General features: G+C 72.3%; 13 protein-coding genes. 8 read left to right on the forward strand and 5 right to left on the reverse strand.

From position 1 onward, the window contains the following. Positions 1-17: 17 nt before the first annotated feature. From ABEB03_RS11740 to ABEB03_RS11750, 3 genes are all read right to left on the reverse strand, one after another. Positions 18-455, reverse strand: a complete 438-nt coding sequence (locus tag ABEB03_RS11740; protein ID WP_345645909.1) for a MarR family winged helix-turn-helix transcriptional regulator — start codon at positions 453-455, stop codon at positions 18-20. Positions 456-829: 374 nt separating this feature from the next. Beyond that, positions 830-1240: an ATP-binding protein gene (locus tag ABEB03_RS11745; protein WP_345645912.1), complete on the reverse strand. Its 411-nt coding sequence runs from the start codon at positions 1238-1240 to the stop codon at positions 830-832. A gap of 293 nt (positions 1241-1533) precedes the next feature. Then, the gene (locus ABEB03_RS11750) at positions 1534-2238 is read right to left on the reverse strand and encodes a GAF and ANTAR domain-containing protein (protein ID WP_345645915.1); all 705 of its coding nucleotides are present in this window, start codon (positions 2236-2238) and stop codon (positions 1534-1536) included. A 252-nt stretch (positions 2239-2490) separates the two neighbouring features. Here ABEB03_RS11750 and ABEB03_RS11755 point away from each other — a divergent pair, with 252 nt between their 5' ends. From ABEB03_RS11755 to ABEB03_RS11770, 4 genes are all read left to right on the forward strand, one after another. Beyond that, positions 2491-2751, forward strand: a complete 261-nt coding sequence (locus ABEB03_RS11755; RefSeq protein ID WP_345645918.1) for a WhiB family transcriptional regulator — start codon at positions 2491-2493, stop codon at positions 2749-2751. Between the two features lie 93 nt (positions 2752-2844). Then, a complete protein-coding gene (locus ABEB03_RS11760; RefSeq protein ID WP_028801453.1) occupies positions 2845-3285 on the forward strand; it encodes an ATP-binding protein in 441 nt (146 codons plus the stop codon). 136 nt (positions 3286-3421) lie between these two features. Then, positions 3422-3778 carry a hypothetical protein gene (locus tag ABEB03_RS11765; RefSeq protein ID WP_345645923.1) on the forward strand — a complete coding sequence of 119 codons (357 nt, stop codon included), beginning with the start codon at positions 3422-3424 and terminating at the stop codon, positions 3776-3778. Positions 3779-4005: 227 nt separating this feature from the next. Next, positions 4006-4350, forward strand: coding sequence for a hypothetical protein (locus tag ABEB03_RS11770; RefSeq protein ID WP_345645926.1), 345 nt, complete (start codon positions 4006-4008; stop codon positions 4348-4350). Positions 4351-4711: 361 nt separating this feature from the next. On the opposite strand, the gene ABEB03_RS11775 is transcribed toward ABEB03_RS11770, so the two are convergent. Beyond that, positions 4712-4885 (reverse strand): CsbD family protein, encoded by a 174-nt coding sequence (locus tag ABEB03_RS11775; protein WP_078629094.1) that lies wholly within the window; start codon positions 4883-4885, stop codon positions 4712-4714. Positions 4886-5244: 359 nt separating this feature from the next. On the opposite strand from ABEB03_RS11775, the gene ABEB03_RS11780 reads away from it, so the two are divergent. The 4 genes from ABEB03_RS11780 (at position 5245) to ABEB03_RS11795 (ending at position 8176) form a co-directional block, all read left to right on the forward strand. Then, positions 5245-5625: a DoxX family protein gene (locus ABEB03_RS11780; protein WP_095932135.1), complete on the forward strand. Its 381-nt coding sequence runs from the start codon at positions 5245-5247 to the stop codon at positions 5623-5625. Then, positions 5622-6089 (forward strand): peroxiredoxin, encoded by a 468-nt coding sequence (locus ABEB03_RS11785; protein ID WP_345645942.1) that lies wholly within the window; start codon positions 5622-5624, stop codon positions 6087-6089. The genes ABEB03_RS11780 and ABEB03_RS11785 overlap by 4 nt, the downstream gene beginning before the upstream one ends. Before the next feature lie 291 nt (positions 6090-6380). Next, on the forward strand, positions 6381-7232 hold the full coding sequence (locus ABEB03_RS11790; RefSeq protein WP_345645947.1) for a class I SAM-dependent methyltransferase: 852 nt from the start codon (positions 6381-6383) through the stop codon (positions 7230-7232). Beyond that, entirely contained in the window at positions 7229-8176 is a 948-nt protein-coding gene (locus tag ABEB03_RS11795; protein WP_345645951.1) for a TauD/TfdA dioxygenase family protein, read from the forward strand. The genes ABEB03_RS11790 and ABEB03_RS11795 overlap by 4 nt, the downstream gene beginning before the upstream one ends. Positions 8177-8243: 67 nt before the next feature. Here the strand turns inward: ABEB03_RS11795 and ABEB03_RS11800 are convergent, their stop codons facing one another. Continuing rightward, entirely contained in the window at positions 8244-9710 is a 1467-nt protein-coding gene (locus ABEB03_RS11800) for an FAD-binding protein (protein ID WP_345645954.1), read from the reverse strand. Positions 9711-10260: the final 550 nt, after the last annotated feature.

Below are 10260 nucleotides of genomic sequence, written 5' to 3' on the forward strand. Positions count from 1 at the left end.
CCGACTCCTGATCGGCCCTACTCGTGCGGCCCGCTGCCGGCGCCGGGAGAGTGGCGGGCGTCTCGGAACGCCCGCAACCCCTCGTCCAGCGCGGTTCGTTGGACCGGGCTCATGGCCGCCAGAACGGCGGACAGGCTCAGCGTCCTGCGCTCACCGATCTCCGTGAGGAGCCGGCCGCCCTGTGGCGTGAGCAGGAGCTGCAGAGCGCGCCGGTTGTGGGGATGCGGCACGCGCTGCACCAGACCCGCGGCCTCCAGGCGATCGCACAGCCGGCTCGCGGCGGGCAGCGCGATGCCGACCATGTCGGCCAGTTCGGTGAGGTTGAGTTCGGAGCGGCCCCCGACTGCCTTCAGGGCCTTCAACTGGTGTGCGGACAGCCGGGGGGTGACCATCTCGCCCGAGGAGGTCCACAGTTCGACGAGGGTCTCCACGGCGTCGGCGATCCGGCCCGCCACGGCTTCCGGCCGGCTTCCCGGCTCCAGGCGGATGCCGGACTCCGGGCGGATGCCGGACTCCAGGCGACGGCCCGCGTCGTGTCGGCTCCCGGACTCCGGGCGACGGCCCGCGTCGTGCCGGCTCCCGGACTCCGGCTGACTTCCCGCGTCATGTCGACTCCCGGGCTCCGGACGGCCGCCCGCGTCCGCACGGCTCCCGGGCTCCGGGCGAGGGTGGTCTCCGGGCTCCACGGCGTGCTGCACGTCCCCGTCATCCGCCACGGGTCATCACGCGCTCCCCCGGGGCCGGTTCGCGACACGCTCCAGGCCGACGGAGGACTCCGTCACGGCGGGTGTCGCTGCTGGATCGCGAATGATGCTTCGTCCTCGGGTTCTCAGAAGGGCACGACGGCACGGACGGTCTTGCCGTCCGGGCGGAAGTTCACGGTCAGTTCGGCGGACAGACGCCGCACCATGGGCCACCCGAAGCCACCCTGCCCCGTGTAGTCCACGCGGCGCGGACGCGGTGGCGAGGGGTCCTCGTCGGAGACGGATATGCCGACCCCGTACCCCATGTCCTGGAGGGAGACGCTGCACCAGCGGCCGCGCGCGTGGCGTACGGCGTTGGTCACCAGCTCCGACACCACCAGCGTGACGGCCTCGACGACGTCCCGCGGCACGTGCCCCGGCAGGCCGCCGACGAACGTCCGCACCAAACGTCGTGCTCGTTCCGCCGCCTGTGGCTCGCGCTCCAGCCTCGCATCGGAGACAGAGCCGGAGTCAGGGAGCGGTTCGACGGTCGTCATGCCTCGGCCTCCCTCGCCGTGTCGATGTCGATGGCGTGCACCGTGTGCACGCGACGCCACCCGGTGTCCGGCCGACGTGCCGGGCGGGCTGCAGCCCTCCTTCCCGCCTCCCGCGAGCCCATGTCATGAGATCACTCACCTTCACATCCCGGTCACACCTGGGCACCGCGCCGCGGGATCCGGGGCGCCCCGCGAGTCGTGCCCCGAAGCCGGGCGGGCGCTCCCGCCGGACCGGGCGGGCCTCCCCGCCGGACCGGGCGGGCAGCGTCTTCTCACCCGGGTTCCGGCACCGGCTACGTGGGTTTCTCGCCCGTCTCGCAGATGCGGCGGGCGATCTCGCGCAGCTTGATGTTGTGGTCCTGCGAGGCCTTCTTGAGGACCTTGAAGGCGTCGTCCTCGCTCAGGCCGTGCCGCTCCATGAGGATGCCCATGGCCTCGCCGATCTCGTGACGGGTCTCCAGGGCGTGCCCGAGCTGCTGGTGGGTGCGGGCGGCCGAGAAGGCGACGGCCGCGTGGGAGGCGAGTATCCAGCCGGCGGTCTGGGCCGACTCGTCGAAGGTGCGCGGCTCGTGGGAGTACACGTTCAGCGCGCCGAGCTCGTCCTCGTCCGTGAAGAGCAGGAAGCCCATCATGCTGCCCATGCCGAGCTTCCTCATCTCGGGCGCGAAGCTCGACCACCGCTCGTGCGGCTGGCGCAGGTCCTCGATGGCGTAGAGCTGCTGCCGGTCGGTGACGGCGTCGAAGCACGGGCCCTCGCGCAGATCCTGCTGGATCCGGTCCGCCATGCGCACCACGTCGCTGGTCGCCGCCAGGGCGCTCACCTCGCCCCGGCGCACCGTGAGGATGCCGGCCTCGTCGCATCCGTTGATCAGCACGGTCGCGTGCTCGACGATCCGGTCCAAGGTGGCCTGGACCGAATCCTGAGCCAGCAGATCACGTGCCATGTCCGCCAGGGCGACGGCGAACTTCTGCCACACTTCGCCGGACTCGTGCGCCATGTCCCACCTGCTCATCCGTCGGAACGCCGCCCGCGTTCACCTGGGATTCCATCTTGCCACCCGGCCGCGCGCGCCGTGCCGGGCCCGCGTTTTCGGCCTCTCCCGGGCCGAGGCGCGAGGGCCTGATACCGGTGGGCCGGGGCCGTGCCACCGGAGTCCGTTCGCACCTCGCCTGTTTCACCCGGGCGATCAAGGGTGACCCGAGAAGGGACCGAACCCATGACGGCAACCCCCCGCGATCAAGGAGGTCCCATGAGTGACTGGCGAGAATCCGCTGCGTGCCGATCCGTCGACCCCGACCTGTTCTTCCCCATCGGCCACACGGGCCCCGCCGTGTTCCAGATCCAGGAGGCGAAGGCCGTCTGCCGGGCCTGCCCCGTACGTGAGGCGTGTCTGCGCTGGGCGCTCGACACGGGCCAGGCCATCGGCGTCTGGGGCGGCACGAGCGAGGCCGAACGGCGAGCGCTGGCGCGGCGCGAGGCCCGTCGGCGATCCCGGGACGCCACGGCGTAGAGGGGGCGACGGGAGGCCGGTCCCGGTCCGCGCCCGCGGGCCCCACACCGCGAAGCAGTACGGAATCCGGCCGACGAGAACCGGGAAGGCGCAATGGAAATCGAACCCAGTCGGGACAAGAACCGGTCGGGTGCGGAGATCGAGACTCTCACCATGACCTTCGCGGGTCGGCTGCAGAACGTGACCGACGCGCGCCTGGCCGCCGAGGGCTTTCTGCGCGACCTCGCGCGGGCGTCTCCGCCGTCGGCGGCGGAGCACTGGGACGACGTCCTGCTCGTGGTGACGGAACTGGCCGCGAACACGATCCAGTACGCACCCGGCCCCTTCGAGCTCCATATGCGCCCCACCATCACCCGCGACGGCGTGCACGTGACGTTGCGCGACGGCAGCAGCACCCCGCCGACCCCGCGCCGCTTCCGCCCCTCCGAGGGCGGTGGGGGCATCGGCTGGCACCTCGTCCACGCGCTCTGCGACCAGGTGAGCGTGGTGACCCGGCCCGACGGCAAGGACGTGCACGCCTTCCTCCCCTGGTGAACGCCCCGGCCCGCGGCCCCGGGGCGACCACCGCTCGTGGGACGTTCTTCCGTCGACAGGTGTCGGTGCTGCTCGCGGGGGCAGACGGGACTGCCTGAGGAGTCATCACTCGCCGGTACGCGAACGAGGTGGAGCAGTGAGCCTGCAGCAGGACCGAACACCGTCCCCCGCCCCCGGCGGCGACCCGGGCGACGCCGGGGCGCATCCTTCCGAGCAGGAGCACGCCGCGTGGTCGCGCGTACGCCGTACGGCGACGGGGATGGGACATCACGCGGCCAAGAACGCGCTGGCCGCAGCCAGGAAGGCGGCCGAGGACGATTCGCTCATCGGCCGGGACGCGTTCCTCGCGCGGGCGGTGGCCGAGGAGTGGGAGCGGATCACCGACACCCTGGCCGACCACGCGGGGACGTACGACCCTGCCGACGATCCCTTCGTCCAGGGCGAGCTCGCGGCCCGTGCCCATCGGGAGGAGACGGCGGTCCACGATCACTGACCGGAACGGCCGCACGCGCCTCGCGCCCGGCACGCCGCGGCTCCGGGCGGTGCCCACGGGCACCGTCCGACCGCATTGTCAGTGCCCTGAGGAACAATGCTGAACAGCGAGAACGTCACCGCCCAGACGGCAGGTGATCCGCCCCGTCCGTCGAAAGGCCGCATGGAGATGACGCCCACCCCGCACCGCCGCGCCGTGCCGCGAGTCCTGAGCGGAGGCCGGTGACGATGCTCCGCGCGCTTTCCCGCCCGCACGCGCCGCTGGGCGCCGGTGGTGCCGAGATCCTGAGACTGATCACGGAGCAGCGGTTCCCGGTGTTCCTCACCGTGCACACCAACGGCCGCCGCCGGTACGGCTATTGGCAGCCCTCCCCCAGCGGCGCCGGACGGGGTGGCTGCCATGTCGCGCTGCCCACGGACGAATGCGACGCGCTGCACGCCGCCGGCCGGATCCTGCTGGGGGACCCGCTGGAGGATCCGGGCAAGACCACGTACCCGGTGCGGGCCGCGGCCGCCACGGCGCGCGGCGCGGCAGGCGTCGCGAGTGCGTCCCGGCACGCTTTGACGGCCTGAGGACGACGCGGCTCACGCGGCGCCCACGCGCGAAACTGCGGGGGCGCCGCCGTCCGAAACGGCGCTCGCGGGGTGCGACTCGAAACGGTGCTCGCAGGGTGCGACCGTGCGTCCCGGCGCCGTTTCCGGTGATCGCCGCACGTGCATGGCCCTCACGTGGCTGGATGTGCGTGCACGACGCCTGCCGCTCACCGAGGTCTTCCGTCGCGTGCACGCCACGGGGCCCGCCGCGACTTCGCGCTGCGGGCCCCGTGAAAACGGCTCTTACGCCATTCGTCCGCCAGTGCCGAATTCTGTGACGTTCGGTACCTGACTCAGTGCGCATTGCCACTTGATCAGATGCCGTTGATGCATGACGAATTCAGTGGCGGAAGACGTCCTTCGTCTTTTCCTTGGCCTGCCGGGCGTCACCCTTCGCCTGCTCGGTCCGGCCCTCGGCGGTCAACCGCTCGTTGCCGACCGCGCGTCCGGCGGTCTCCTTGGCCTTGCCCTTGGCCTGCTCCATCTTGGCTTTGGCCTTCTGGTCCTTGGCCACAGCAGTTCACATCCTCACTGCCTCGACAAATGCGATCCACCTCCACGACTCACCGTGAAAGGAAACTCCAAACGCCGTGGGCCGTGAATTCCTGAGGATTCCCGCACACCGTCCGTCGTGAACGCCATGCCGGAACATGCCCGGGTGAGCGGGCCCCGCCCCAATGCGGATGGTGGGCGGGACCCGTTCACCCTGCCATTTTCTGTCTGTGTTCGAGCCGTCGGCAGCGAGTGAGACGAGGCACCTGCGCACCACCGCGTACACCCTGTGTGCGGACCGTGCGCCCGGTGTGACCCCGCACTCCCCTTTCACTTACCGTCCAGTAATATCGCGCGTCAGTGTCCCCCTGAGGAGGAACCGTGCCACGGTCGGAACGCTCACCCCTGCTGCTCGCCGGCCTGCTGGCCACAGCGGGCGTAGCTCATTTCGTCTCTCCGCGTCAGTTCGACGCGACCATCCCGCGGGCCCTGCCGGGGGCCCCGCGGACCTGGACCTACGCGAGCGGTGTCGCCGAACTGGCCCTGGCCGCCGGTCTGGTGTCGCCCCGTACGCGTCGCGCCGCCGCGCGGGCCGCCACCGCCTTCTTCGTCGGGGTGTTCCCCGCCAACGTGCAGATGGCAGTCGACTGGCGGGACCGCCCGGCTCCGCAGCGGACCGCGGCGCTGGCTCGCCTTCCGCTCCAGGTGCCGCTGGTCCTGTGGGCGCGCGGCGTCGCCCGGAACGCGCAGGGGCAGTCATGACGGGCCGGATGAACGTCGGGGACACGGTCGAGGACTTCACGCTGCCGGACGAGAGCGGAACGGACCGGCGCCTGTCGGAGCTCCTCTCCGACGGGCCCGTGGTGCTGTTCTTCTACCCGGCCGCCCTCACCCCGGGCTGCACCGCCGAGGCCTGTCATTTCCGTGATCTGGCCGCGGAGTTCGCCGCCGCCGGCGCGAGCCCCGTCGGGATAAGCGGTGACCCGGTCGACCGGCAGCAGGAGTTCGCCGACCGGCACACACTCGGGTTCCCACTGCTCTCCGACCCCGAGGGCGTCGTCCGCGAACGCTTCGGTGTGAAGCGCGGCTTCTCCCTGGCCCCCACGAAGCGGGCCACTTTCGTGATCGCGCAGGACCGGACGGTCCTGGAGATCGTCCGGAGCGAGCTGCGGATGAGCGCGCACGCCGACCGCGCCCTAGCCGCACTGCGCGACCACAAGGGCTGACGCGGTCCCAAGGGCTGACCGGAGCGCTCCGGGCGGCACGGCCGCTCTTCGGTCACCGCCCGCGCCTCCTCGGGTGTTCCTCCTCCGGCGGACGTCCTCCGTCGGCGCCCCGGCGTCCCCCGTACGGCCGCACGGCGTCCGGCGGGGTGACGTCGGTCGCCCCCGCACGGACCGGCAGCGAGCCGGACGAGCGCGTGCGGGGGGCCTCTTCAGGGCCGAAGCTGGGGTCGAGACCAGCGAGGCGCGCGGTGCTGCCACCGCGCGCGTGCCGAACGAGGAGGACACACCCGCGTGCCTGCCAAGAACGTCTCCGTCAATCGCGCGGCCCTCGGGCACCGCGTCGCCTACGCGCTGCGCCACCCCGAGCGGGTGCCCCGTCATCTCGCCCGTGCCGCCCGCGACGCGTGGCTGCGCCACCGCTGGCCGGACCACATCTCGTACTACCGCGCGGTGATGCGCTCCGACACGCGTGCCGACCCGGACGCGGCCGTCGGCAGCCGCAGCCACGAGCGGTGGCTCGCCCTGGGCGCCCTGCAGTTCGACTACCTTCTCAGCCACGGCCTGCGCCCCGAGCACCGGATGCTGGAGATCGGCTGCGGCAATCTGCGGGCGGGCTGGCGGTTCATCAGGCACCTGGAACCCGGGCACTACTACGGCATCGACATCTCCCCCGACATCCTGCTGGCCGCGCAGGACACGATGGTGCGCATGGAGCTCCAGAAGCGGCTCCCCACGCTGACCCCGGTGCGCGACCTGAAGCTGGGCTTCCTGCCGGACGCCCACTTCGACGTGGTGCACGCGCACAGCGTCTTCTCCCACTCCCCGCTCCCCGTCATCGAGGAGTGCCTCGCCCACGTCGGCAGGGTGCTGGCCCCCGGGGGCTGGTTCGACTTCACCTTCGACCGCACCGAGGGCGAGGAGCACCACGTGCTGCGCGAGGACTTCTACTACCGCACCGAGACCCTCCTGGCCCTGGCCGGGAAGCACGGTCTGGCCGGCCGCTTCATGGCCGACTGGGAGGAACTGCCGCACGGTCAGTCGAAGATCCGCCTCACCCACCCCGACGCGCCCTGTCCGGCGACGGAGCCACGCGTCATGCTGGACCCCGACGAATCGGCCACACGATCGACGGAGCCCACATGACGGACCAGGTCGCACGACTCGAAGTGAAGCCGGTCGCCGGACACATCGGCGCCGAGGTCACCGGAGTCGACCTGGCCGGCGAGTTGGACGACAAGGTCGTCGCCCGTATCCGGGAGGCGGTGCTGCGATGGAAGGTGGTGTTCTTCCGGGACCAGCACCTCGACCACGCCTCCCACATCGCGTTCGCACGGCGCTTCGGCGAGCCGGTCCGCCTCCGTTCGCGCGGCGGCGCGTCGCCGAAGGACTTCCCCGAGGTGGAGACGACCGCCGACCGACTGGAACTGGGCGGGCGTTACGGCATGGGCCACGAGGAGTGGCTGCGCCGGCGGCGCCATTCGCTCCTGCGGGGCTGGCACTGCGACCACGGCGCCCGGGTCGATCCGCCCGCCGCGACGATCCTGCGTGCCGACACCGTGCCGCCGTACGGCGGTGACACCACCTGGTCCAATCTGGCCGTCGCCTACGCCGGCCTGTCGGAACCGGTGCGGGAGTTCGTCGACGGGCTGCGCGCCGAGCACCGGCTCGGTGTCGGCTATCAGACGCGACCCGGGGACGACGCGTACCTGCGCCATCTGCTGGACCATCAGATCGCCTCCGACCACCCGCTGGTACGGGTGCACCCGGAGACCGGCGAACGGGTGCTGTTCGTCAACGGCTACTACATCGAGCAGATCCTCGGGCTGTCCCGGCCGGAGAGCGGGGCGGTCCTGGAGATGCTGCTGGAGCAGGCCACCCGCCCCGAGTACACGGTCCGCTTCCGGTGGGAGCCGGGCAGCGTGGCCTTCTGGGACAACCGGGCCACGATCCATCTGGCGCCCGGGGACACCGCGCACGTGGACCATCCGCGGATCATGCACCGGGTGATGCTCGCCGGGGACGTCCCGGTCGGTACGGACGGCAAGCCGTCCGCACCGATCGTGGGCAGTGAGCCGCAGCGCTGGTGAGCGGTGCCCGTAGGCGCCGACCCGCGGACGCCGGGGGTGACCGGCGGCGCTCCGGGACGTGGCTCCGTCAGAAGATGCCCTGGCCCGGTACGAGGATGCCGCGCGGGTCGTAGGTGTGCCGGGCGGTGGCCAGCCGGCGCCAGGCGGGCCCGAAGTGCTCGCGCCAGTCGGCGGGTGCGAAGGGGACGGAGCCGACCGGGTAGTGGGTGCCGCCGGCCGCGTGGACGGTGTCGTAGGCGGCCCGGTTGGCGGCGAGCAGACGGTCGACGGTGGCCGTGTCGTCGGGCGGGGTGGTGCGCAGGACGGCCAGCAGGTACGGCACCGGGTCGTCGGGCATGCGCAGCAGTGGAGTGCCGAGCCGGTCGCGCAGCAGCGGGTAGAGCAGGACGACTCCCGGGCCGAGGTCCTCGGGGGTGAGGTCGTCCAGCACGGCTCCGGCGACGGCGGCGGCCGTACGGCCGGGCAGCAGCAGGTTGAGCCACGGGTGGGCGTACGCCCACAGGCCCGCCTCCTTCAAGGCGGCGACGCTCGGCGCGAGCCGGTCGAGGAAGTCGTAGTACGCGAGGTCCGACTTCTGCACGCCCGACGGGTCGTGGCGCAGCCCGCGCAGCAGTCGGGCGTCGTCCGGGGCGGGCCCGACGGGCGGACCGTAGGCGACCGCTTCGAGGAGGTAGCCGCGGAAGGCTCCGCCGGCGTCCGGGACGACCTGGCCCTCGACGTAGGCGAAGCGGCCCTCCTCGACGAGCCGTCGCTGGTCGTCGAGGAAGACCCGCAGGTCGTCGTACGGAAGGAGGTAGTGGCGCACGGTCTCGGGTGCGCGGACCAGCCGCAGGGTGGCCCCGACGACGACGGCGCACTGGCCGAGTCCCGCGAGCACGGCGAGGAACAGGTCGCGGTGGCGGGTCGGGGAGCACCGTACGAGCTCGCCCGCGCCGGTGACGACCTGGAGTTCGGTGACGTTGTCGACCTGGGCGCCCTGCTGGTGGGTCTGGCCGCCCAGACCACCGACCGAGACAGTGCCGCCGACGGAGAGTTCGAGGTAGTCGGTGAAGGTCGGCGGTGTGAGTCCGTGGGCGATCGTGGCCTTGGCGACGTCGCTCCACTTGGCGCCCGCCCCGACCGTGACCGTCCTGCTGCCCGGTCCGACCGGGCCGATGTCCGCGAGCGGCGTGGTCTCGATGACCAGGCCTCCGTCGACCTGGGCCTGCCCCTGGGTGGCGTGGCCCTGGCCCCTTGGAGCGACCTCGACACGGTGGGTGTTGCAGAAGCGGATCATCGCGACGACGTCCTGGACCGAGCCCGGTCGCAGGACGGCGACGGGACGCCGGTGGACGATGTGCCCGAAGTCGTCGGCGGCGGCCCCGAGCGAGGCGTCGTCGGTGTGGATGCTCCCGTCCAGCGACGGGAGGCCGGTCAGCGGCCGGGCGGACGTGGTGGTCGCCCAACTACGGGTGAAGGGGTCGAATCCGATGACCGCGGCGCCGGCGGCCGCGAGGCCGTGCAGTGCGGTACGTCGCGAAGGGGTCCGGGGCACGCGCTCCTCCTGGGGCGGGCGGGATGCAGCGGTCGACTGCCGCCGATCATAAGGCAGTTGGGTCTTGAACCAAGGGAAAACGATGTTGCGGGTGTCGCACCCTCCCCGAGGCCCCGACCTCCGCCGCTCCGGCACGGACCGGCAACGCGTCCGCCCCCACCGGACCCGAACCTCCGGGCCTCCCCCCTCCGGCACGGACCGGCAACGCGTCCGCCCCCACCGGACCCGAACCTCCGGCCTCTCCCCTCCGACACGGACCGGCAACGCGTCCGCCCCACCGGCCCCGAACCTCCGGCCTCCCCCTCCGACACGGACCGGGCGCTGCGGTCGGCGGCCGGTGCAGCCTGCCTGTGGCCTGTTGCCTGCCACCGCGGGACTGACCACATGGTCCGCGTTCGCGCGCGGGCCGGCCGTGTCACGCGGATGCGGCCGGAGCCTCTCCCGGCCTGCTCGCGACCGCGTTGCGTTGCGCGCACACCGCCGGAGTCGCGGCTCCCGGCCGTCGTCGGACGACGGCGGCCGGGTTCACCGTGCCGCGGGCGCAGCGGTG

This window comes from Streptomyces siamensis, from assembly GCF_039543605.1.
GTDB lineage: Bacteria > Actinomycetota > Actinomycetes > Streptomycetales > Streptomycetaceae > Streptomyces > Streptomyces siamensis.